The organism is Trebonia kvetii, assembly GCF_007827045.1.
Classification (GTDB): Bacteria; Actinomycetota; Actinomycetes; order Streptosporangiales; family Streptosporangiaceae; genus Trebonia; species Trebonia kvetii.
In genome coordinates, this window is sequence record NZ_RPFW01000002.1 from 798,241 (window position 1) to 820,992 (window position 22,752).

Below are 22,752 nucleotides of genomic sequence, written 5' to 3' on the forward strand. Positions count from 1 at the left end.
GGGTCTGTTGTCTGGTCAGGCTCCGTAGGCCGGCAGGATCGCGCCGCTCACCGGGGCGGCGGCGTCGCTCACCAGGAACGCGATCAAGCCGGCGATGACCTCGGGCTCGACCGCGTGCGCCAGCACTTCCGGCGGGAAGATGGTCCGGTTGGTGGGGGTGTCGAGCAACTGGGGGGCGACCGCGTTGACCCGGATGCCGTTCGGCCGCAGCTCGGCATCGAGAATGCGGATCAAGTGCGCCAGGGCGGCCTTGCTCACGCTGTAGGCGGCCATGCCCGCCGTCGGCTCAAGCGCCGGGCGGGAGGTCACGTGGACGATCGCGCCAGAACCCCGCTGGCGCATGTGCGGCGCCACCGCCTGGCTCAGCCACAGTGCGGCACCGAGGTTCACATCGATCATCAGCCGCAGGCCATCGGGTGTGGCGGCGAGCGCGTCGCCAAGCTGGAACGCGCCGATGGTATTGACGAGCACCGCTGGCGACCCGACTTCTCCCGCGATCCGCTCGATGACCGCCGCGGCGGCCGTCGGGTCGGTCGCGTCCGCGACCTCGGACCTGATGCTGGCGGGCAGCTCCTTCAGTCCTTGCTCGTTCCGGTCCACCCCCACGACGGTAAAGCCGGCCGCGGCCAGGGCCAGGCTGGTCGCGCGCCCGAGCGGACCGCCCGCTCCGGCGACGACCGCGACGCCAGGTCCAGCCTGACCATCACGGCTCGGTGCTGTCATTCCTTCGGTCCCTGTGGTCATGTCACATCGCCTTCTCGGTCGGTTATCTGGCGGACCTCAAGCAGCTCGAGGCCCAGCGATTCGATCTCGAACAGGACTCCGTGCAGGCCAGAGCGGTCGAGCACGCCGGTCAGGACTGTCTCCCTGCCGTTCAGCTGCCAGGTCATCCCCGGAAACGCGGATAGCAGCACGGCGCCAAGGTGGCCGTTGATCCGGATCAGGTACCTAGCGGATGCGGGGTCCATGCCGCCACGTTCCTGCCGGATCAGGTGAGCGCACATCGCCAGGATCCGGTGAGACCGGCGCGGGAAGAAGATTGATCTTGCGGTATTGCGACGCCGATCACCCGGACGCGTAGGGTGGCTAGGTGGGTAGAAAGCCCGGTGAGGCAGCTCCGCGACTCATACCGCGTGCGGAACTAGTCGCGGACCTCGATCGAGCGGCGGAAGCCAAGGTCACGCTCATCTCGGCCCCCGCCGGCAGCGGAAAGACGTCGCTGCTGCGCGCCTGGGCAGACGGTCCCGGCCGGGCCTACCGGCTGGCATCGGTCCAGGTCCAGCGCGACCAGCAGGACTGCCAGCAGTTCTGGCTCGCCGTCCTTGCCGCCGTCCGGCAGGCCTCAGGCACGCCTGGCGACGGCGGGCAACTCGCCGCGACACCTGACTTCAACGAGGCGACGGCCGGCGAACGGGTCTTGGCCGAGCTCGCTGAGCCCGGCGAACGTACGTTCCTTGTCATCGATGACCTGCACGAGCTGACGTCCGCGGAGGCGCTGCTGCAGCTCACCCGGCTGCTTGAGCGGCTGCCACCGCACGTGCACGCGATTCTCGCGACGCGGCGCGACCTGCCACTGCGGATGCACAAGCTGCGACTCTCCGGTGACCTGGCCGAGATCCGGGCCGCCGACCTGCGTTTCACGCCGGAGGAGACCCGCGAGCTGCTGAAAACATCGGGCGTAGCGCTGTCTGAGGCCAGCGCTACGCAGCTGCACGAGCGCACCGAAGGCTGGGCCGCGGGACTGCGGCTCGCCGCGATCTCCCTGGCCAGCAGCGGTGATCCCGAACGGTTCGTCGCGGAGTTTTCCGGCAGCAACCGGACCGTGGCCGAGTACCTGCTCGCCGAGATGCTGGAGAGCCAGCCGTCCGACGTCCAGCACCTGCTGCTGCGCACTTCGCTGCCCGAGTGTGTCAACGGCGAGCTGGCGGATCTCTTGACCGGTCATCCGGGGTCGGAACGGATCCTGCTCAACCTCGAGGACGCCAACGCCTTTGTCGTGTCGCTCGACGCCGACCGGACGTGGTTCCGCTATCAGCACCTGTTCGCCGACCTGCTCCGGCTCGAACTGCGGCGCAGGCTCCCCGAACAGGTCCCAGTCCTGCACCGGCTGGCAGCGACGTGGTTCGCCGGGCACGGCTGGATCGCGGAAGCCATCAAGCACACGCAGTCCGCGGGCGACTGGTGCGAAGCGGCACGCCTGCTTGCCGATCACTCGTTCAGCATGACGCTGGACGGCCAGGCCCAGACCATCGAGGCGCTGCTGCGCGCGTTCCCGCCCGGCGCCGTCACCGACGGCGCCGATCTTCCGCTCGCCCGCGCGACAAGCGACCTCACCCAGGGACGCCTGGACGACGCCGCCGCCTACCTGAGCGTGGCCGAGGGCTCGATCGGCCCGATGCCGCCAGAGCGCAAGCACCGCCTCGAAGTGGCGATCGCGGCGCTGCGGTTGTCCCTGGCGCGCAAGCGCGGCCACCTCAGCAGCGTCCTCGAGCAGGTCAGGTTCCTCGCCTCGCCGGTCAGCGGCCAGTCCGACGAGGACATCGCGCTCGACAGCGACCTGCGTGCGGTCGCGCTCATGAACCTCGGCATCGCCGAGGCGTGGGCACTGGCGAACAAGGACAGCGAACGGCACCTGCAGGAAGGCGCCGCACTCGCCCGCAGGATCCGGCGTCCGTACCTGGAAGTCGCGTGCCTGGCCGAGCTCGCCTTCGCCTCGAAGATCGAGCCGCCGGCCACCACGCGCCGGCAGTGCCTGGAGGCGATAGCCCTCGCCGAGCAGCACGGCTGGGGCGCGGAGCCGGTCATCTCGCCAGCGCTGGTGAACCTCGCGGGAACCTTCATCCTCACCGGCGAGTTCGACCAGGCCGAATACTGGCTGCAGCGGACCGCCGCCGCCGTGGAGGGCGACACCGGGCCCGTCATCAGGCTGCTGCTGCACCTCGGCAACGGCATGCTGCTGTCCGGCAGGCGCAGGCTGCGCGCGGCGCTCGCCGAATACTTGGCGGCCGAGGAACTGCAGGCCGACCTCGAGGGCTCGCACGCGCTCGCGAGCCAGCTGGCCGGCTGGCGGCTGAGTACCCAGGCCCGCCTGGGGCAGCTCGCCGAAGCCCGGGCAGCGCTGGCCGGGGTCGACGCCGAGCTGACTGGTTCCGGCGAAATCGCCAACGCTCGCGCCGCCATCTGTCTCGCCGAGGACAACCCGGCCGGAGCGCTCGCCGCGGCCGCTGATGTGCTTACCGGGTCAGCCCCGGTCATCGGGCACCTGACGGTCATCGAGGCGAACCTGCTGACGGCACTCGCGCACCGGGAACTCGGCGACCGGCGCGCCGCGCTCGCCGCCACAGAAAGCGCGCTGGCACTGGCGGAGGCCGACCGCCTCGTGCTTCCGTTCGCGATGACCGGCGCCGTTGAACTGCTCGAAGCCACGCCGCGGCACGAGACGGCGCACGCGGCGCTGCTGCGCGACATCATCGACATACTTCGCGGAGCCCCGGTCGCTCCGCGTAATGAGGCCGCGCCGCTTGAAACCGCGCAGCTGAGCCCTACCGAGCTGCGGGTGCTGCGATTCCTGCCGACCAATCTCTCACGCCCGGAGATCGCCAGTGAACTGTCGGTCTCGGTCAATACGGTAAACACGCACATCAGGAACATTTACGCCAAGCTCCAGGCCCAGGATCGCTCCTCGGCCGTGCAGCGCGCCCGCGAAATGCGGCTGCTCTCCGCCGACCCGACTATCACCAGGATCCGGTGACGCCTGCTCATCTGCCCGGCGGCAAGGCTGGCAGGTGGGCGGGCCCACCTGGGGCGGCGCCAGACCAACCCCATCCCACAGGGAGATCCTCGTGAGCAGCGAGCAGCGACAGAACCTGGAAGCAATCCTGCGACAGGGAGCCTTGCCCGTCGACAGCGATGTCAGCGAGCAGCGGCGGATACTGCGGGACCTGGCAGCGGCGCGGCCGCTGCCTGCCGATGTGACGGTTACCGCAGCCGAACTTGGCGGCGTCCCGACGGCCGAGATCACCATCGACGGAGTCGAGCCCGAGCACGTTGTCCTGTACTTCCACGGCGGCGTGTACGTCGTCGGTGACGCCTTTCAATCCGCTGACCTGGCCTCGCAGGTGGGCAGGCGGGCGCGCGCCAAGGCCATATCCGTCGACTACCGGCTCGCACCCGAGCACCCGTATCCGGCGGCGGTCGACGACGCTCTTGCCGCCTACGAAGCACTCCTGCGCAGCGGCACCGCGCCTTCCGACATCGTTTTCGCTGGCGAGTCCGCCGGCGGCGGGCTCGCCATCGCCGCCCTGGTCCGCGCCCGCGATCACGGGCTGCCCCTGCCGGCCGCGGTTTTCGCCATGTCACCGTATGCCGACCTGACGCTGGCCGGGACGACCATGGAAACCAAGCGTGCGGCCGACCCCCTGCTCAACCGGGAGCTCCTCCAGCCCCGGGTCGCCGACTACGCGGCGGGTCACGACCCTGCTCTTGGCCTCATCAGTCCCGTATTCGCCGACCTGTCCGGCCTGCCGCCCCTGATCATCCAGGGCGGAAGTCACGAGGTCCTCCTCGATGACGCCATCCGGCTCGCGCGCCAGGCCGCCACCGCCGACGTCCAGGTCACCCTCGACATCACCCCGCTTGTGCCGCATGTTTTCCAGGGCTTCTACCCCATCCTCGACGAGGCGGCCGCTGCCCTGGACAGGGCAGGACTGTTCCTTTCCACGCAGCTCGGCGCTGGGAAACTCGTCACTGGATAGCGGCGCCGGACTGTTCTCAAGCGGCACCACGGTCGCCTGCAGGCGACTCATCCGGCAGCATGGTAAATCGGGTCGGGAACGGCAGTAGCGCTCATTCGTCTGGGAGAACCCATGAAGTCGAACGCAGGAGCCGGGCCGGAGAACCGAAGTACCGCCCGCCGCGTGGTGCCCCTGTTCCGTCCCTACCGCGCACGGGTGGCCGCCGTCGTCGGGCTGATCGTGCTGACCTCGACGATCGGCATCATCAACCCGCTGCTGATCCAGGCCGTGTTCAACAAGGCCCTGTTCGTCCATGGCGGCCCCAACCTCCGGCTGCTCGTCATCCTGGTCGTCATCATGGCCGTCGTCCCGGTCGTCAACGGCGCCATCGGCATCCTGCAGACGTACGAGACCACCCGGGTCGGGCAGCACGTCATGCGAGACCTGCGCGACCGGCTCTACGCGCACCTGCAGACGCTCCCCCTCGCCTTCTTCACCGGCACCAAGACCGGCGAGATCCAGTCCCGGCTGGCCAACGACGTGGGCGGGGTCCAGTCGGTGGTCACCACGACCGCCTCGAGCATCCTGGCCAACGTTGTCATCTTCGTGTCCACCGTCGTCGCCATGGTCATCATCAGCTGGCAGCTGACCATCGTGGCGCTCATCACCGTGCCCGCGTTCTTCTGGCTGACCAAGGCGGTCGGCGAACGACGCCGCCGGGTGGCGCGCTCGACTCAGGAGTCGCTGGCGGCGATGAGCGCCCTGAGCGAGGAAACCCTGTCGGTGTCCGGGGTGCTGCTCGCCAAGGCCTTCGGCAACCAGGCCCGCGACACCACCCGTTATCGCGAGGAGAACCAGCGCCTGGCCGACCTGGAAGTCCGGCAGCAGATGATCGGCCAGGGCTTCTACGCCATCGTGCAGTCGTTCCTGTCGATCACGCCGGCGGCGGTCTACCTGGTCGCCGGCCTGCTGCTGGCGCACGGCACGAGCATCTCGGCGGGAACCGTGGTCGCGTTCACCACGCTGCAGACCCGGCTGTACTTCCCGATCGGACAGCTGCTGCAAGTCTCGGTGGAGCTACGATCGTCCCTTGCACTTTTCGACCGGATATTTGAGTACCTGGACGTGGTGCCGGATATCGTCGACGCCCCCGACGCGGTAGACCTGCCGGCGACCGCCAGCGGCGGCCGGGTGGCGCTGCATGACGTCTACTTCCGCTATCCAGACGTCCCGCAAGACACGCTGAGGGGCGTCAGCCTCCGGGCCGACCCCGGCCAGCTGGTGGCACTGGTCGGGCCGAGCGGGGCAGGCAAGACCACCATCAGCTACCTGATACCGCGGCTGTACGACGTCACCGGTGGCTCGGTCAGCATCGACGGCGTCGACGTGCGGCAAGTCCGCCAGGCGTCGCTGGCCGCCGCCATCGGCTTCGTGACCCAGGAGAGCTACCTCTTCCACGACAGTATCCTCGCCAACATCCGCTACGGCCGTCCCGCCGCCACCTCGGCGGAGGTCGAAGAAGCCGCCAGGGCGGCGTATATCCACGACCGGATCATGGAATTCCCCGACGGCTACGACACGATCGTGGGCGAGCGGGGGTACCGCTTGTCCGGCGGCGAGAAGCAGCGCCTGGCCATCGCGCGGGTCCTGCTGCATGATCCCCGCATCCTGATCCTGGACGAGGCGACCTCGGCACTCGACACGGCCAGCGAGCGCGAGGTCCAGAAGGCGCTCGACACCCTCATGGGATCAAGGACCACCATCGCCATCGCCCATCGCCTGTCCACCATCGTCAAGGCGGACGTCATCAACGTCATCGACGCCGGACGCGTGGCGGAATCCGGCACGCACGACTCCCTGCTGCGCCAGCGCGGCCGCTACGCGTCGCTGTACGAGGAGCAGTTCGATGGCGGCAGGGTTCAGTGGCGGTGCGCCGGCGGTGACGTCATGACCGACGGAACCATCCGGCAACGGCAGCCGCAGCCGCAGCCCGGCTGATCCTGGGCTACGGCTGCGACTGCGCGCTGGCGCTGTCCTAGCAGAACCGGCACGGGCGGGCCGCCGCGGCACGGGCGGCCCGGTCCTGTTGGCGCTGCGCGGTCCCCGACTCGGGTGCCGCGGGCTGGGCTGCCGCGCGCCGCGCGGGCACCCCCGCGGACTGCGCGGGCACTCCCGCGGACTGCGCGGGCACTGCCGCGGACTGCGGTGGTGCTGCCTCGTGCGGCTCGGGCCCGGCGCCGGCCAGTTCCCCGCGGGTGATCCGGATGGTGACGATCCCGATGAGCAGGGCAAGCAGCGCGATCCCCGACGCGACAAGAAACCCGCGGGAAAAGCCGACCGCCAGGGCGTGATGGTAGATGGACACCGGCAGCGGAGCGCCCGGCTTCGGCACCGGCAAGCCCGCTCTTGCGGCAGCCGCGAACTGGGTCCGGACACTGTCCGCGACGGTCGTCCATGCCACGGTGCCGAGCAGCGCGAGCCCTATCGCGCCGCCGACCTGCTGGCCGGTGTTCAGCAGGCTGGAGGCAACGCCCGAATCCTGCTCGGCGACGTTATGCAGGGCGACAAGGGACAGCGGCACGAACACCAGGCCGAGCCCGAACGAGCTCACCAGCTGCGGTCCGAGCAGGTCACTAGCGTAGCCCGCGTGCTCGGTCAGCCGGGAGAACCAGAACATGCCGCCCGCCACCAGGGCGGCGCCGGCCAGGATCAGCGGCCGGGCGCCGACCCGCGGCACCAGCTGAGAGGCCAGCGCGGAGGCGATCACGACTCCGACGGCGAACGGCAGGTAGGCGATGCCCGAGTGGATCGCGGTGTAGCCGAGCACGGTCTGGATGAACAGGGTGAGGAAGAAGAACAGGCCGAATAGTCCGGTGGCGATGCACAGCATGATCAGGTAGGCGCCCGCCCGGTTGCGGTCGGCCAGTACCCGCATCGGGAGCAGCGGATGCGAGCTGCGCACTTCGATCAACGCGAACGAGACGAGCAGCACCACGGACGCGGTCAGCGACGCCACCACCTGCGCGTCACCCCAGTGCGATATGCCGTCCGCACCGGTCGCGGCCTTCGACAGGCCGAAGACAAGCAGTGCGATGCCGAGCGTGGCGGTGACCGCGCCGGCCACGTCGATCCGGCCAGGCCGGCGGGGCGACTCCGACAGCACCCGCGGCGCCGCGAACGCCACCAGGATCCCGATCGGGACGTTGACGAAGAACACCCACCGCCATGACAGGTAGGTGGTCAGGATGCCGCCAAGCAGCAGGCCCGCCGCGCTGCCGCCGCCGGACATCGCCGCGTAGACGCCGAAGGCCCTGTTGCGTTCCTGGCCTTCGGGAAAGTTGGTGGTGATCAGCGCAAGCGCGGTCGGCGCGATGATCGCGCCGCCGACTCCCTGGATCGCCCGCGCGGTCAGCAGCCAGGCCTGGCTGGTGGCGAACCCGCCGAACAGGGACGCCGCGGAGAACAGCAGCAGCCCGAAGACGAACACCCGCCGCCGGCCAAGGCGGTCGCCGGCCCGGCCGCCGAGCAGGAGCAGCCCGCCGAAGGTGACCGCGTAAGCGTTAACCACCCACTCCAGGCCGCTGCCGGAAAAGCCGAGCGCGCTCTGCACATGCGGCAACGCCACATTGACGATGGTCGCGTCGAGCACGACCATCAGCTGGGCGGTGGCGATGACCAGCAGCGCCAGGCCGCGGCGAGGGCTGCCACCGGGAGAGGCCGCACCGGCGGTCGCGGATTGCGCCGGCCGGGCGATGGGCGCGGAGTCGGGCAGGTCTGCGGCGCTGCCCGCGCCGGAGGCTGGTGATGTCACGGTACCTCCCTGCAATCTCGGGCGCACGTCCCCTGACGGCCGCGCGGCCTTCAGTACAGGGCCAGCCTCACCGCCAGCCAGGTGAGGCGTCGTCACCGGATCACGGTGATTCGCCAGACCTGGTTAGCCGGGAGAAAGGTATTATCGCGGTGGGCGTACGGGACGCCTCCGGTCCGCGGACAGGGCTGAGCCCAACCGGAGCTGACTTTTCCCTGGTCATCGACCCTCCTTTCGGCCTGACGCAGCGGACCGCGGGCAACGAGAGGAGGTCGCCGTGGCGACCGCGCGTCTTCCCGATGACCCCAGCTTCGAGCAACTGCGCAAGCAGGCGAAGGATCTTCGTGACCTGAGCAGGGCTGGCGTGCCTGGCGCCCTTGACCTGGTGGGCGCGCACCATCCCGGCGGCCGGCAGGCGGTGTCCCTCACGGGCGCGCAGCTGGTCGTGGCCCGGCACTACGGCTTCTCCTCGTGGGCGGCGCTCAAGCGGCACGTCACGACTATCGAGCGCTACCGTAGAACTCCGGATGAAGTGACCGGCGCCGACCGGCCAGTCGACGAGTTCCTCATGCTCGCTTGCCTGCGCTACGGCGGCGACGACTCACTGTCGCGCTGGCAGCGCGCCGCCCGGGTGCTCGCCGAGCACCCGGAGATCACCAGGACGTCGGTGCACGCGGCCGCGGCGGCAGCCGACACCGACGCGCTCGAGGCGCTGCTTCGCGAGGACCCGTCGCTTGCCAGCGCGGAGGGCGGACCCTACCGGTGGGAGCCACTCCTCTACCTCGCCTACGCACGGCACGACCCGTCGGTCAGCGAGGAGGCGACCGTGCGCTCGGCCCGGCAGCTTCTCGACCACAGCGCCGACCCTGACGCCGGCTACCTCTGGCACGGGCTGACCACCCCGTTCACCGCGCTGACCGGGGCGCTGGGCAGCGGGGAGGGCGACCAGCCGCGGCATCGGCACGCCCTCGCGCTTGCCGGGACGCTGCTGAGAGCGGGGGCAGACCCCAACGACGGGCAGGCGCTCTACAACCGGCAGTTCGACAGCGACGACAGCCACCTCAGGCTGCTGTTCAGCTACGGGCTTGGCCGCGGCGACGGCGGGCCGTGGCGGGCGCGTCTCGGGATGAGGACCGACTCCCCCGCCGACCTGATCCGCCGGCAGCTCCAGTGGGCGGTCACCCATGACATGCGGGACCGGGTGCGGCTGCTCGCCGAGCACGGCGCCGACCTGCGGTCCCCCTTCAAGCCCGCCCAGGACGGGCTTGTCACGTGCGTGAACGCCTGGGAGGGCAGAACGCCGGCCGAGGTGGCGGCGATCTGCGGCTGCCTGGCGGTGCTTGACTGGCTGGTTGACCACGGCGGTGCGACGCGACCCGCGGCCGAGGGAGCGGACGGGCTCATCGCCGCCGCGCTGGCAGGCGACCGGCGCGCGGCCGAGCGGCACGCCGGGCATGCCGCCGCGGCTCGCGCGCAGCGGCCCGGGCTGATCGTGTGGGCCGCCAGCCGGCGCGCCTGGCCCGCGATCCCGCTGCTTGCCGAGCTCGGCTGGGACGTCAACGCGCGCGCCAGGGCGGATGTCCCGATGGAACAGGAGTGGGAAACCGCGCTGCACGTGGCGGCCGGGAGCGGCGACGTCGACGCTGCCCGCCTGCTGATGCAGCTCGGCGCCGATCCCGCCATCCGCGACGCCAGATTCCGCGCCACGCCGCTCGGCTGGGCCGAGCACTTCGGCCACCAGGCCATGACGGACTACCTCCGCCCGCTCAGCCCGGCAGAGTAAGAGCCGGCAAGCTACGAGTTCTGCGCCTCCGGCGGCTTCTTGGCGAACATGCTGCCGGAGCCGCCGCCGTCGAGGACGAGGGTCTGGCCGGTCATGTAGCCCGCGCCGTCGGAGGCCAGGTAGGCGACCGCCTCCGCGATGTCGTCCGGGTAGCCGGAACGCCCCACGGCGAGCATCGAGCCGCGCCGCTTGATCTCGGCGTCCACGTCGATGTTCGGGTCCAGGGACAGCAGCGCCCGCGACGTGGCCACCATGCCGGGCGAGATCGCGTTCACGGTGACGCCCCACGGTGCGACGTCGGCGGACAGCGCGCGGGTGAACCCGAGCACACCCGCCTTGGACGCCGAATAGGCGGTCGACATAGCCGCTGGGACCTGACCCGCCTGCGACGAGATGTTGATGATCCGGCCCCAGCGCTGAGCGCGCATGTGCGGGACGGCGAACCGGGACATCAGGTAGGTGCCGCGCAGGTTGATGGCGATCACGAAGTCGAAGACCTCGATCGGCACGTCCTCGATGTCCTGCCGGTCCAGGCCCTGCGGCGCGCCCGCGCCGTTGACCAGGATGTCCAGCCGGCCCTGCCAGGCGGCGGCGGTGTCGACCATCCGCTTGGCGTCGTCGGCGTCGGAGATGTCGCCGAGCTGCGCCATCGCGGTGCCGCCCGCGGCGCTGATCTCCTCGACGAGGGAGTCAACCCCGCCCCAGGAGTCGTCGGCGACGCCGACGACCTGCTGGCGGCGGTTGAGCACCCCGGTGGCCTGCTTGTCGGTGACGACGACGGCGACGCCCGAGGCGGCCAACGTCAGGGCGATGGCCCTGCCCATGCCGTCCCGCTTGCCGCACCCGGTGATGAGCGCCACCCGGGTCAATGCGTGCTGCCCTGGTAGCCGGGCAGGTCCGCCGGGTAGGTGATGTCGATCAGGTCGCCCTCGATACCGAGCTGATGCGCCGCGATGCCGCGGAACACGTCCTTGGGCACAAGGCAGTCCTCGCAGGCTTCCGGACCTGGGGAAACGGTCAGCGCGACCCGGTGCCCCAGCTCTTCGACCGCCAGGTTGTATCCGTCGGCCGCGAGCATGGAGGCGATGTCCTGCATCCGTTCTGAGTAATTCACTTCTTTTCTCCGACTCCGACAGCCGTCCCGGACCATTCACCGAAGATGCGGACCACCATGGAGATCGCGGCGTTCTTCGCGCCCGCCACGATGACCGGGATGGACGTGGGGCCGCCGAGGAACTTGTGGAACGCCTCGTCGCCCTCGTACTCGCCGCCGAATCCCTTGCGGGCGACCTCGGCCTTGCCCATGCTCGACAGCTCGGCGCCGGTGCGGCCGCAGCGTTCAAGCAGCCAGTTCTGCACGTCGGCCTTGGACATGCCGGCCGCGGCGAACATCTGGGCGTGCTCGGGGCACAGCACGAGCGCCACGCCAGATAGCGGGAAGATCTGCGAGCCGACCCGCGAGATGGTGTCCTGCAGGTCGCGCAGCACGTCCTCGTGGTTGGGGGTGTGCCGGTTGTCGACGAACTCCATCGTTCTGGTGAGGGTGGCGGAGACCGCGGAGGCGCCACCGGTCACGCCGCCGTTCTCGGCGAACGGCTCCCACGGCGACTCTTCCTCGTTCTCCGCGATGCACACCTGCCAGCGGCCGGGCAGGCCCTGGGTGGCCTGCTCAAGGACGTGCGGGTGGACGCCGAACGCGTTGCGGACGATGAGGCCGATGGCGCGCGGGATGGTGGCGTTGGGCCGGAAGCCGGGGCCGAACGCGCCGCCCTTGGTGTTGAAGCCGAGCTCGTGCCTGATGGGGCCGTTGACGACGATCAGCGGGGAGGGGCCGCTTGTCGACTGGAAGCCGCCGCCGCGGGCGGCACGCTCGCGCATCAGCGCCTCGAAGGCGGCGAGCACTACAGGAAAGTACTCGGGCTTGCAGCCTGCCATCGCGGCGTTGATCGCCGCGGTCCTGACGTTGACGTCCCGGCCGACCTGCTCCAGCGACCCGATGATCTCGTCGGGGTCCTTGCTGGTGGTGGCCAGGAACTGGTCGAGCAGCGGCGCCGAGACCGGGACGAGGGGCAGTCCGTCGGACCAGCCCTGCTCGTAGCAGTACTCGATGGCGCGCTGCGCTTCGTCGGGGTCGGGTGCCGCCGCGCCGCTGGCGGTGGCACCGTCCGTCACATCAGCCGTCATGCGTCAGCTTTCCCTGGTTCCGTCAGGCCCGTGTCTGTGAGCCCCGTGTCTGTAAGCAAGGAGACCACGTCGTCGAGCACGGACGCGGCACGCTCCTTGACCTTGTCTTCGGTGAGCACGGCCACCGGGTGGGCGGTCGTGGCGTACTTGTAGCCGGGCGCGCCGCGCAGGGCGGCCATGGCGTCGGCGGTGGGCTTGAACGAGTCGGTGATGATGGCCGCGACGGGCACGCCCGCCGCCTCGAGGACGACGCCGTCGGCCGCGGCGGCGGCGCTGCACGATCCGCAGTCGCCGACGCCGGTGATGACGACATCGTTTTCCGCGACGAGTTCCTTGATCACGTCTTCCGGCTCGGGTACGGCGAAGTTGACCTTGGTCCGCCGGGTGAGGGTGACGCCGTGGCGGTCCTCGAGCAGGCGTCCGACCTCTTCGAGGAACGGGCGGGCGTTCGTCTTGGTGTTGATGAGCAGGCCGACCCTCTTGCCGTCAAGGCTGGACAGCCGGGGGGCCCGGGGTGCCGCCGGCTTGGCGGCGGTTGACGTGACGTTCCCTGTGGGATCCAGGATCGCGTTCGGCATGACTCCGACCTTCCTTTTGCCTTGCTAACTTCCGCCCAGAATCTCAGTGGCTGTGCACAACCACGCCGCGGATGTTCTTACCATCCATAAGATCCTGGTAGCCGTCATTAATTTCGTCCAGGGTGTACTTCTTGGTGATGAGCTCGCTGAGCTTGATGTGCCCCTCGTGCCAGAGGCTGAGGATCATCGGGATGTCGTAGAGCGGGTTGGCGCCGCCGAACAGCGAGCCCTGCATCCGCCGGTGGTAGCCGATGAGGATGCCGCCAGGCAGCACCATCTCGTAGTAGCCCACCCCGGTCATGACGATCGTGCCCGCCTTGCCCGTCATGTCGACGGCGGCCTTGACCACGTCGTTGTCCATCTCGCCGACGGTGCAGATGACCTTGTCGGCGAGCTGGCCGCGGGTGAGGTCGATGAGCACCTCCTTGGCCTTGACCGGGTCGCCGAACGCGTGCGTAGCGCCGAAGTCGAGTGCCTGCTGCTGCTTCCACGGGTTGGGGTCGATGGCGATGACGTGCTTCGCGCCGGCGTAGCGGGCGCCCTGGACCGCGTTCATGCCGACGCCCCCGGTACCGAAGATCACCGCGACGTCGCCGACGCGGACGTCGCCGGCGTAGATGGCCGAGCAGAAGCCGGTGGTGACGCCGCAGCTGACCAGGGCGGCGATCTCCATAGGGACGTAGTCCTCGATCTTCACGCAGGACCACTCGGACAGCACGGCGTACTCGGCGAAGCTGCCGACGACGCACATGCCGCCGAAGTCCTCGCCGTCCTGATGGAACCGGAAGGTCTTGTCTGGCAGGCAGCCGACGCCCGCGTACAGGCCCGCGTCGCACAGGTTCTGCTTGCCGGTGGAGCAGTAGCGGCACTTGCCGCAGACCGGGATATAGGAGAGGGAGACCCGGTCGCCGACCTTGACCCTGGTGACCCCCGGTCCGGTCTCGACGACGACCCCGGCACCCTCGTGCCCGCCTACCATGGGCAGCCGCGCCATCCCTTTGGACCTGATGTGCTCGTCGGAGTGGCACAGGCCCGCGGCCTCCATCTGGATGAGCACCTCGTTGGCCTTCGGCGGGTCTAGCTCGAGCTCGGTGATCTCCCATGGGGTGCCCGCCTTGCGCAGCACCGCGGCACGGGTCTTCATATGTCGCCTCCGACGTGGGTCATACCAAGTTTCCGGCCGTCTAATTTGTGGCCGTACTCATGACAAGCGCCTTCACGGCTGCCCGGATATTAGATTTCATATCACGCGCTTCCCGTCGCGCCAAGTGTCATATATCGTCTTCCGTGAGCCGGGAGAAGCCGTTATGACCTGCGGCTAATCACCCGGCTTTGGCACTGTTGCCGCACCCAATGCCCCCGGGTCCGGCGCGGTGCTTCTCAGCAGGACAGTGCTTCGGGTAGGCGCGACGCAGAGGTAGGACGTTGTATGGCTGACATGGTTCGCGCCGTGGTCCAGACCGGGCCCCGGCAGATCGAGATGCGCGAGTACCCCCGGCCGGTGATCGGCCCCGAGGACGGCGCGCTGCTGCGGGTCGAGGCCTGCGGCATCTGCGGCTCCGACGTGGAGCAGTACAAGGGGGCGATGGGGACCCGCGGGCTGCCGATGATCCCCGGGCACGAGCCCCTGGGGATCATCGAGGAGATCTCCGAGCAGACCGCGCGCCGCTGGGGCGTGTCGGCCGGCGACCGGGTCGCGGTGGAGATCCTGATCCCCTGCCGGTCCTGTGACCGCTGCCTGGCCGGGCGGTACATGAACTGCAAGAACCGGATCGGCAGCCATGGCGGCGGCAACCCGCCGGAGCGTGCCGACATGCTGACCGGCGGCTATGCGGAGTACATCCAGTTGCACCCGAACTCGATCGTGCACCCGATGCGGAACGACATCCCCGCCGAGATCGCCGTCATGTACAACCCGCTCGGCGCCGGGGTGCGCTGGGCGCTGGAGTACGGCGGCGTGCACCTGGGCTCGTCGGTGCTCGTCCTCGGGGCCGGGCAGCGCGGGCTCGCCGCGATCCTCGCCTCCCGGTACGTGGGCGCGGGCCTCATCATCGCCACCGGTCTGACCAGGGACGCGAAGAAGCTTGAGCTGGCGCGCGAGTTCGGCGCGGACCACACGATCAATGTCGAGGAAGAGGACACGGTCACGCGGGTCCGCGAGCTGACCGGCGGCGAGGGCGTGGACGTGGTGCTGGACCTGACCCCGATGGCGCAGCAGCCCATCATCGACGCGATCAACGCGGTCCGCTGGGGCGGCACGATCGTGCTGGCCGGCCTGAAGGGGCACAAGGACATCCCGATCCCCACCGACATGCTGATCAACAAGGCGCTCACCGTGAAGGGCGCGTTCTCGGTGGACGCCAACGGCTACACCAACGCCATCCGGCTGATCGAGTCCGGCAAGTTCCCGCTGGAGAAGATGCAGACCCACAAGTACGGCCTCGACGACGTGGAGCACGCCATCAAGCTGCTGGCCGGCGAGATTCCCGGCGAGGACGGCATCCACGTCGCGATCATGCCGGGCCTTTAACGAGCTGGCGGGAAGGACACCATGCCCATCATCGACACCCACGCGCACATCTTCCCCGGGGACTTCGGCCCCGTCCCCGACGGGTGCGACCCGGCCTCCTGGCCGTCCCTCGAGCCTGGCCCAGAACCAGACACCAGCCTGCTGGTGAACGGCCCGATGCGGTTCCCCGCGAAGAAGATCTGGTTCGACGCGCAGGCGCGGCTGGAGGCCTCGGCCGCGTCCGGGCTCGACGCCGAGCTGCTCTCGCCGTTCCCCGCGCTGCTCAACTACCGGGTGCCTGGCCCGGTCGGCCGCGACCTGTGCCGTGTCACCAACGAGTACATCGCCGGCCTGGTCACCGCCTACCCGGACCGGTTCTACGGCCTTGGCACGATCCCGCTGCAGGACCCGGACCTGGGCGCCGCGGAGCTGACCGAGACCTCCAAGCTCGGCCTGCTCGGCGTCGAGATCGCCTCCAACATCAACGGGGTGTCGCTGCACGACCCCGCGCTCGACGGCTTCTGGGCCGAGGCGCAGCGGCTTGGCACGGCGGTGTTCGTGCACGGCATGCCCGTGCCGTCGGACCGGGTGCCGGGTCCCGCGGTGGCCACGTTCGGCGTCGGCGCCGAGGCGTCGCTCGGCGCGGCGTCGATCATCGCGGGCGGCGTCGCCGAGAAGTACCCGGACCTGAAGATCTCCTTCAGCCACGCCGGCGGCGGATTCCCGCTGATCCTCACCCGCGCCCAGTGGTTCTGGGGCCGGACCTGGAACGAGGAGCCGCCGCTGCCGGAGTCCGAGCGGCCGGAGGCGGCCCCGTGGTTCGCCGAGCACAGCCCGATCGAGCTGGCTCGCCGGTTCTACTACGACTCGCTGGTGTTCGACCGGCGCGCCATCAGGTACCTAGCCGACATGTTCGGCACCGACCGGCTGCTCGTCGGCTCCGACTACCCGGCCATGCACCGGGAGCAGCCGATCGCGAAGACGCTGCGGTCGATGGGACTTTCGGAAGCGGAGCTGGACGACGTCCTGTGGAATAACTGCTTCCGATTCCTAGGTATCGACCCGCCAAAGTTATCCTCATCTATTGTGGGCGTCACTGTGAGCAGCCTAACTAGCTACCTCGACTCGCTTGAGGACGACGACAGCGTTCCTCAACCGTGGACCTCGCCAGGGCCGGTCGCGCAGCGGCCGCCCCGGCTCCTGCTCACCCTGCTCGGCGACTACTGGTGGCAGCGGACCGAGCCGCTGCCGTCGGCCGCCATCGTCGCGCTGCTCGCCGAGTTCGGCGTCAGCGACTCGGCCGCCCGCGCCGCGCTGTCCCGGCTGACCCGGAACGGTCTGCTGGTGACGTCGCGGAGCGGCCGGCGCACCTTCGTCCAGCTGTCCGCGCGGGCCGCCGACGTGCTCAACGACGGCGCGCGGCGCATCTTCACCTTCGGCGCCACCCCCGCGCCCTGGGACGGGATGTGGTCACTGGTGGCGTTCTCCATCCCCGAGCAGTACCGCTCGGCACGGGACGAGCTGCGCAAGGCGCTGCGCTGGCTCGGCTTCGCGCCGCTGTACGACGGGCTGTGGGTATCGCCGCGCGACCACGCGGGCGACGTCATCGGCCAGCTGAACGACCTGGGCATCGCGACCGCGACGGCGTTCCGCGCCACCGCGCTGCCGCTGCCTGGCGGCGGGGCAGTGGGCGCGGGCCCAGTGTCGGACATCCCGGCCCGCGCCTGGGACCTGGACGGGCTGCGCGCGGCCTACCAGGAGTTCGTCGAGTTCGCCGGGCTGCTCCGCGACCAGACCGAGGCCGGCCGGATCTCCTCGTCCGACGCGCTCATCGCCAGGACCCGGGTGATGAACGAGTGGCGGGCGTTCCCCGCCCTCGACCCCGACCTGCCCGATGAGCTACTGCCGCCCGCCTGGCCGCGGGCCAGCGCCCGTGAGCAGTTCATCGCCTGCTATGACCTGCTCGGCCCGCTGGCCACCCGTCGCGTCCGGCAGATCATCGCCAGGTACAGCCCGGAGCTAGCGGGCCGCGCCGCATACCACAACACGGAACTGACCATGTCGGACGCCGAAACGTAAGACCGGCATCCAGAACGGGTTCGTGGCTGCGCCAGCCAGGCGCGCTGGGGCCCGCGATGTAAGTTTCGCCCGCCCACGCGGCTTTCCGCAGGCTGACGATGGCAGCAACGGGATGGCTAGCTGGCTGCCTGTACACCTCACCAACGCACGCCTATGGTCGCGGCAGTCAAGCCCACCACGGATACCACCGTGGTTAAGGGCGCCATGACACCTGGAGGTGTGCTGACATGAGACTGCGAGCGCAGCCCGCAACGCGGCGGTTGTGCAGGATGATCACGGTGGTTTTGGCGGCGTTGCTTGCCGCGCTCGGGCTGGCCGTGGCCAGCGGCGCGGTGGCCGTGCCGGCGGTGGCGGCCACCTCGTCGTGCGCCGCCGCCTACAGCGTGCCGAACGACTGGGGCAGCGGGTTCACCGCGTCGCTGGCCGTCACCAACAACGGCACCGCGGCGATCACCGGCTGGACGGTGACCTACACCTACGCCGGCACCCAGACCCTGTCCAGCGGCTGGAACGGCACCTGGACCCAGTCCGGCAAGACGGTCACCGTCACCAACGCCTCCTACAACGGGGCCCTGGCCGCCGGGGCGTCCGCCAGCGCCGGGGCCAACTTCAACTACACCGGCACCAACGCCGCGCCCGCCTCGGTCACCTGCACCCCGGCCGGGTCGGTCACCCCGCCGCCCGGCTCGATCAACGCGACCCCGGCCAGCCTGAACGTGACCCAGGGCAGCACCGGCACGTTCACCCTCGCGCTGTCCTCAGCGCCGACGGCGAACGAGACCGTGTCCATCGCCGCCAGCGGCAACACCGGGCTGACCGCATCCCCGGCCAGCCTGACCTTCACCCCCGCCAACTTCTCCGCCCCCCAGACGGTCACCGTGACCGCCAACGCCACCGGCACCGGAACCACCACCTTCACCGCCACCGGCAGCGGCTACACCGCCGCCACCATCACCGCCACCGAGGTGCCGTCAAGCAACGGCACGCCCAGCCTGATGGTGACTCCTGCCTCGCAGACCATCACGCAGGGCACCACCGGGACAGTCGGGATATCGCTGTCCTCGGCGCCGTCCTCCAACGTGACCGTGTCGGTGGCCAGGACCTCGGGGAACACCGGCCTGTCGGTGACCGCCGGGAGCTCGCTGACGTTCACCCCGGCCAACTTCGCGACCGCGCAGAGCGTGACGATCACGGCGGACAGCGCGGGCAGCGGGGCCGCGACGTTCACCGTGAGCGCGTCCGGTCTCACCTCGGTGACGTTCGCCGCCACCGAGGCTGCCGCCTGCACCAGTAACTGCACGACGCACGTGGCGGACCCGTACACCGGGGCCAAGCCGTACCTCAACCCGGACTTCGTCAAGGAAGTCCAGGCCCAGGCGTCCGCGGACGGGAACAGCGCGGCGGAGGCCGCGGTGGGGACTTACCAGACCGCGATCTGGCTGGACCAGATCGCGGCCATCAACGGCGGCGGCACGACCGGCCGCACCGGCCTGCAGCAGCAGCTCACCAACGCGGCTGCCCAGGGCACCACGGCCATCCCGTCCCTGGTCGAGATCGTGGTCTACGACCTGCCTGGCCGGGACTGCGCGGCGCTGGCGTCGAACGGCGAGATCCCGGCGACCGCGGCCGGGCTTACCGAATACGAGTCGCAGTACATCGACCCGATCGCCTCGATCCTGAGCCAGTTCGCCAGCTCGCCCATCCGGATCGTCGCGATCATCGAGCCCGACTCGCTGCCGAACGTGGTCACCAACCAGTCCAAGTCTGCGTGTGCTACCGCGACGCCGTACTACGAGACCGGCATCACGTACGCGCTGAACAAGCTGCACGCGATCCCGAACGTATACAACTACCTGGACATCGCGCACTCGGCGTGGCTCGGCTGGCCGAGCAACATGAGCGGCACCCCCGCCGTGTACAACACGGTGGTCAAGAACACCACGGCCGGGTACGCCAGCATCGACGGGTTCATCAGCGACACGGCGAACTACACCCCGACCCAGGAGCCGCTGCTGACCAACCCGACCCTGTCGGTCGGCGGCCAGCCGGTGGACTCGGCGACCTTCTACCAGTACAACCCGACGTTCGACGAGCTCACCTACGACACCCAGATGTACAACACGCTGGTGTCGGCCGGGTTCCCGTCGAGCAAGAAGTTCCTGATCGACACCTCGCGTAACGGCTGGGGGCCGACCCACCCGACGACGATCACCGCGGCGTCGGACGTCAACACCTACGTCACCGACAACAAGATCGACAAGCGGCCATTCCGCGGCGACTGGTGCAACCAGAACAACGCGGGCATCGGCGCGCGGCCGACCGACCAGCCGCTCGGCGGCTCGTCTCCGATCCTGGCGTACGTGTGGACCAAGCCGCCGGGCGAGTCCGACGGTGACTACCCGACCTCGACCCACAGCCACGGTGACCCGCACTGCGACCCGAGCGGCACCAACACCGACGGCAACGGCGGCACCTACTCCACCGGCTCGATCCCGGGCTTCGACGTCCCGGCCGGCCAGTGGTACGCCGCCGAGTTCCAGATGCTGGTCAAGAACGCCTTCCCGGCCTTGTGACCAGAGCGGCTTAGCCGCGGAAGCCGCCCCCTCCCGTTCGGGATAGTCCGGTCGGGAGGGGGCGGCTTCCGTTAGCCGCGCCGGTTCAGGTCAGCACGCTACCGCCAGGGTTGATGGCGCTGCGCCCGTCGCGGTGAAGCCGATCGTGACCGAACTACCCGGCGCGATGCTCCGGTGCGGGAACTGGATGCCCGCGAGCATCGACTGCTTCAGCGAACCGGCGGAGCTCAGCACGACCGGGAACTGCGCGACGCCCTGGAGGTCGCCGCCCCACCAGGTGGAGTCGAAGCCGCCGGACGCAGACGCGTCAGGGAACTCGCCGATGCCCTCGCAGAAGATCAGTGCACTCGGGTCTTGTCCGGCGTCTCGAAGCCGTACCAGTTGATGCCGGCGATGCGCACCGGGTTGCCGCTCGAGTCGAGGATCTGGTTCCCGCTGGTGTGCCAGTACCCCGCGCCGACACCCGCCGGGGGCGCGGCCCCGGCCGCGGAGGCCAGCGGCAGCATGAAGCCGCGCGCTCCTTTCCTGACGAAACTCCTGGGAGGAGAGGGAAGCCCGGCCAGGCGGGAGGAGGATCGCCTGGCCGGGCAGCGCGCCACGTGCCGCGCGCTGAGGCTGGCCTGCGCCGAGGCCGACCACCGCTGTGGCCGGTCTCAGCTGGCGGGCAGGGCCTGCAAGATGGCCTTGTAGGCCGAGCCGTAAGCGGTGGGCGTACCGGTGTAGTCGGTGATCAGTCCTGGGCCGCTTGAGCAGGGGAAGTCCGCGTTCCAGGCCCAGGCGAGGAAGCTGATGCCCGCCGACTCCAGCCATGTCGTCAGCGGGGTGATGTACGTTCCGGCGCAGTCGCTCTCGCCGATCTCGCCGGCGACCACCGGAACCGACGCTGCGACGGGAGCCACTTGCGACGTCCAGCACGACTGGGTGCTGCACGTATTGAAGTTGTAGGAGTGCCAGGAGGCGACCAGGTTGTGGTCTGGGTCGGTGGGCTCGTACTGCAACCAGCCGGTCAGGTCGTTGGAGTACTCCTCGCCGCCCAGCATGAGCACGTTGTTCGCGCCGGCGGAGCGGACCGCGTTGATCATCTGCTGCATGCCGGCCACCGGGTAGGAGATACCAGTACAGGGGCTGCCGGTCTCCCAGCACTGCCAGCCCTCGGCCGAATTGTTATTGTCCGCGCGGGACGCGTAGGGCTCATTGAACAGGTCGAAGATCACCGCGTTGTTGCCCTTGAAAGTGTTCGCCACCGATGTCCAGAACGGGATCGCCTGCGCGGCGTCCGGCATCGGCTTCTGGCAGGTGGCCTGGGCCGACGAGCAGCCAGACGACGGACCGGTGTAGGTCCCGTCAGTCCAGTGCAGGTCGAGGATGGCGACGAGCCCGTTGGAGTTCAGCAGGCTGACGTAGCTCTTGATCGCGTTGATGTAGGCGGCGCCCGCGTAGGCGGAGCCGACATACGATTCGGCGTTCCAGCACGCCTCGTTCAGCGGCACGCGCACCGCGTTGACCGGTCCCCAGCTCTTTATCGCCGTGATGGACGCCTGGTCATTCGGGCCGTCGAAGATGCCGCCGCTCTGGACGCACTTGTACTCGGTGCCTGAACGGTTCACGCCGTGCAGCACGACCGTGCTGCCGTTGGTGTTGACCAGCTTGTTACCCGACACGTGCAGCTGCGGAGCGGAACCCGTTCCCTGCGCGACCTCGGTGGCGGTGATGGTGGCGGCGGTGTAGCCGCTGCCGGTGGCGGTGAAGGTGGTGGTTCCGGTGCCGGTGGCGTTGGCGGTCACGGTGACCGTCTGGGGGGCGGAGAAGTTGGCGGGGGTGAAGGTCAGGCTGGCCGGGGATGCGGTCAGCCCGGTGTTGCCGCTGGCGGCGATGGACACGGTCTCGTTCGCCGTCGGCGCTGAGGACAGCGCGAGGGTGAACGTGCCGGTGCTGCCCTGGGTCACGTTCAGGCTGGCCGGGGTCGCGTTGATCGAGCCGGGCGGCGGGGTGACCGACCCGGCCGGGGTGCAGGTGACCGAGGCGGGCGCGGCGTTGGTGCCGGTGTAGTTGAAGTTGGCCCCGGCGCTGGCGGACGCCCCGGCGGCCAGGGCCCCGTTGTAGGAGGCGTTGGTGACGGTGACCGTCTTGCCGGACTGGGTCCAGGTGCCGTTCCAGCCGCTGGACAGGGTCTGGGTGCCGGCGTAGGTGTAGGTCACCGTCCAGCCGGTGATCGCCGCGGTGCCGTTGTTGGTGACGGCCAGCGACGCGGTGAACCCGCTGCCCCAGTCGTTCGGCACGCTGTAGGCGGCGGCGCACGACGAGGTGGCCGCCACCGCCGACACGGCCACCGCGCCGCTGGCCACGGCCAGCCCGAGCGCGGCAAGCAACGCCGCCAAAACCACCGTGATCATCCTGCGGGATCTCTTCAGCAAGCGTCTGGTCATCGAGCACCTCCATGAAGCCGGGACCGCCGCATCGGCCAGCGCCGTTGCGGGCAAGCGACGCCCAGCGGGGGGTGCGCAG

At 69.7% G+C, this 22,752-nt stretch carries 18 protein-coding genes; 7 read left to right on the top strand and 11 right to left on the bottom strand.

Features of this window, described 5'->3' with window-relative positions:
- Positions 1-15: 15 nt before the first annotated feature.
- Together EAS64_RS12345 and EAS64_RS12350 are read right to left on the bottom strand one after the other, a co-directional pair.
- Positions 16-744 carry an SDR family NAD(P)-dependent oxidoreductase gene (locus tag EAS64_RS12345; protein WP_222849247.1) on the bottom strand — a complete coding sequence of 243 codons (729 nt, stop codon included), beginning with the start codon at positions 742-744 and terminating at the stop codon, positions 16-18.
- The gene (locus tag EAS64_RS12350; RefSeq protein WP_145853057.1) at positions 741-968 is read right to left on the bottom strand and encodes a DUF8691 family protein; all 228 of its coding nucleotides are present in this window, start codon (positions 966-968) and stop codon (positions 741-743) included. The genes EAS64_RS12345 and EAS64_RS12350 overlap by 4 nt, the downstream gene beginning before the upstream one ends.
- Before the next feature lie 122 nt (positions 969-1,090).
- Between EAS64_RS12350 and EAS64_RS45755 the strand changes: the two genes are divergently transcribed.
- The 3 genes from EAS64_RS45755 to EAS64_RS12365 all read left to right on the top strand — a co-directional run bounded on the left by EAS64_RS45755 (position 1,091) and on the right by EAS64_RS12365 (position 6,731).
- Positions 1,091-3,751 carry a winged helix-turn-helix domain-containing protein gene (locus EAS64_RS45755; RefSeq protein ID WP_145853058.1) on the top strand — a complete coding sequence of 887 codons (2,661 nt, stop codon included), beginning with the start codon at positions 1,091-1,093 and terminating at the stop codon, positions 3,749-3,751.
- Between the two features lie 91 nt (positions 3,752-3,842).
- Positions 3,843-4,754: an alpha/beta hydrolase gene (locus EAS64_RS12360; RefSeq protein WP_145853059.1), complete on the top strand. Its 912-nt coding sequence runs from the start codon at positions 3,843-3,845 to the stop codon at positions 4,752-4,754.
- 111 nt (positions 4,755-4,865) lie between these two features.
- Positions 4,866-6,731, top strand: coding sequence for an ABC transporter ATP-binding protein (locus EAS64_RS12365; RefSeq protein ID WP_145853060.1), 1,866 nt, complete (start codon positions 4,866-4,868; stop codon positions 6,729-6,731).
- A gap of 37 nt (positions 6,732-6,768) precedes the next feature.
- Here EAS64_RS12365 and EAS64_RS12370 read toward each other — a convergent pair whose 3' ends face one another.
- Complete coding sequence (locus EAS64_RS12370; RefSeq protein ID WP_222849248.1) at positions 6,769-8,544, bottom strand: MFS transporter; 1,776 nt, start codon at positions 8,542-8,544, stop codon at positions 6,769-6,771.
- 274 nt (positions 8,545-8,818) lie between these two features.
- Here EAS64_RS12370 and EAS64_RS12375 point away from each other — a divergent pair, with 274 nt between their 5' ends.
- Complete coding sequence (locus tag EAS64_RS12375; RefSeq protein ID WP_145853061.1) at positions 8,819-10,324, top strand: ankyrin repeat domain-containing protein; 1,506 nt, start codon at positions 8,819-8,821, stop codon at positions 10,322-10,324.
- 11 nt (positions 10,325-10,335) lie between these two features.
- Here EAS64_RS12375 and EAS64_RS12380 read toward each other — a convergent pair whose 3' ends face one another.
- The 5 genes from EAS64_RS12380 to EAS64_RS12400 are packed head-to-tail and all read right to left on the bottom strand — an operon-like array spanning position 10,336 to position 14,230.
- Positions 10,336-11,184, bottom strand: coding sequence for an SDR family NAD(P)-dependent oxidoreductase (locus EAS64_RS12380; protein ID WP_222849249.1), 849 nt, complete (start codon positions 11,182-11,184; stop codon positions 10,336-10,338).
- A gap of 5 nt (positions 11,185-11,189) precedes the next feature.
- Entirely contained in the window at positions 11,190-11,438 is a 249-nt protein-coding gene (locus EAS64_RS12385; RefSeq protein ID WP_222849250.1) for a hypothetical protein, read from the bottom strand.
- Positions 11,435-12,508 carry a hypothetical protein gene (locus EAS64_RS12390; RefSeq protein ID WP_145853063.1) on the bottom strand — a complete coding sequence of 358 codons (1,074 nt, stop codon included), beginning with the start codon at positions 12,506-12,508 and terminating at the stop codon, positions 11,435-11,437. The genes EAS64_RS12385 and EAS64_RS12390 overlap by 4 nt, the downstream gene beginning before the upstream one ends.
- Positions 12,505-13,086: a UGSC family (seleno)protein gene (locus tag EAS64_RS12395; RefSeq protein WP_145853064.1), complete on the bottom strand. Its 582-nt coding sequence runs from the start codon at positions 13,084-13,086 to the stop codon at positions 12,505-12,507. The genes EAS64_RS12390 and EAS64_RS12395 overlap by 4 nt, the downstream gene beginning before the upstream one ends.
- Before the next feature lie 43 nt (positions 13,087-13,129).
- Entirely contained in the window at positions 13,130-14,230 is a 1,101-nt protein-coding gene (locus EAS64_RS12400) for an NDMA-dependent alcohol dehydrogenase (RefSeq protein WP_145853065.1), read from the bottom strand.
- Between the two features lie 285 nt (positions 14,231-14,515).
- Here EAS64_RS12400 and EAS64_RS12405 point away from each other — a divergent pair, with 285 nt between their 5' ends.
- The 3 genes from EAS64_RS12405 to EAS64_RS12415 all read left to right on the top strand — a co-directional run bounded on the left by EAS64_RS12405 (position 14,516) and on the right by EAS64_RS12415 (position 20,247).
- Positions 14,516-15,616: a zinc-dependent alcohol dehydrogenase gene (locus tag EAS64_RS12405; RefSeq protein ID WP_145853066.1), complete on the top strand. Its 1,101-nt coding sequence runs from the start codon at positions 14,516-14,518 to the stop codon at positions 15,614-15,616.
- 21 nt (positions 15,617-15,637) lie between these two features.
- Positions 15,638-17,674, top strand: a complete 2,037-nt coding sequence (locus EAS64_RS45760) for an amidohydrolase family protein (protein ID WP_246115640.1) — start codon at positions 15,638-15,640, stop codon at positions 17,672-17,674.
- 278 nt (positions 17,675-17,952) lie between these two features.
- Positions 17,953-20,247, top strand: coding sequence for a glycoside hydrolase family 6 protein (locus tag EAS64_RS12415; protein ID WP_187365864.1), 2,295 nt, complete (start codon positions 17,953-17,955; stop codon positions 20,245-20,247).
- A gap of 90 nt (positions 20,248-20,337) precedes the next feature.
- Here the strand turns inward: EAS64_RS12415 and EAS64_RS43505 are convergent, their stop codons facing one another.
- From EAS64_RS43505 to EAS64_RS12420, 3 genes are all read right to left on the bottom strand, one after another.
- Positions 20,338-20,481 carry a hypothetical protein gene (locus EAS64_RS43505; RefSeq protein WP_187365865.1) on the bottom strand — a complete coding sequence of 48 codons (144 nt, stop codon included), beginning with the start codon at positions 20,479-20,481 and terminating at the stop codon, positions 20,338-20,340.
- Positions 20,482-20,585: 104 nt separating this feature from the next.
- Positions 20,586-20,753 carry a hypothetical protein gene (locus EAS64_RS43510; protein ID WP_187365936.1) on the bottom strand — a complete coding sequence of 56 codons (168 nt, stop codon included), beginning with the start codon at positions 20,751-20,753 and terminating at the stop codon, positions 20,586-20,588.
- 147 nt (positions 20,754-20,900) lie between these two features.
- Positions 20,901-22,673: a cellulase family glycosylhydrolase gene (locus EAS64_RS12420; RefSeq protein WP_222849251.1), complete on the bottom strand. Its 1,773-nt coding sequence runs from the start codon at positions 22,671-22,673 to the stop codon at positions 20,901-20,903.
- Between the last annotated feature and the right edge of the window lie 79 nt (positions 22,674-22,752).

Coding starts and splice junctions, on each gene's coding strand:
- EAS64_RS12365 (WP_145853060.1), top strand. CDS start 4,866: ATGAAGTCGAACGCAGGAGCCGGGCCGGAGAACCGAAGTACCGCCCGC.
- EAS64_RS12405 (WP_145853066.1), top strand. CDS start 14,516: ATGGCTGACATGGTTCGCGCCGTGGTCCAGACCGGGCCCCGGCAGATC.
- EAS64_RS12345 (WP_222849247.1), bottom strand. CDS start 744: ATGACCACAGGGACCGAAGGAATGACAGCACCGAGCCGTGATGGTCAG.
- EAS64_RS12395 (WP_145853064.1), bottom strand. CDS start 13,086: ATGCCGAACGCGATCCTGGATCCCACAGGGAACGTCACGTCAACCGCC.
- EAS64_RS43510 (WP_187365936.1), bottom strand. CDS start 20,753: ATGCTGCCGCTGGCCTCCGCGGCCGGGGCCGCGCCCCCGGCGGGTGTC.
- EAS64_RS12400 (WP_145853065.1), bottom strand. CDS start 14,230: ATGAAGACCCGTGCCGCGGTGCTGCGCAAGGCGGGCACCCCATGGGAG.
- EAS64_RS12420 (WP_222849251.1), bottom strand. CDS start 22,673: ATGACCAGACGCTTGCTGAAGAGATCCCGCAGGATGATCACGGTGGTT.
- EAS64_RS45760 (WP_246115640.1), top strand. CDS start 15,638: ATGCCCATCATCGACACCCACGCGCACATCTTCCCCGGGGACTTCGGC.
- EAS64_RS12350 (WP_145853057.1), bottom strand. CDS start 968: ATGGACCCCGCATCCGCTAGGTACCTGATCCGGATCAACGGCCACCTT.
- EAS64_RS12390 (WP_145853063.1), bottom strand. CDS start 12,508: ATGACGGCTGATGTGACGGACGGTGCCACCGCCAGCGGCGCGGCGGCA.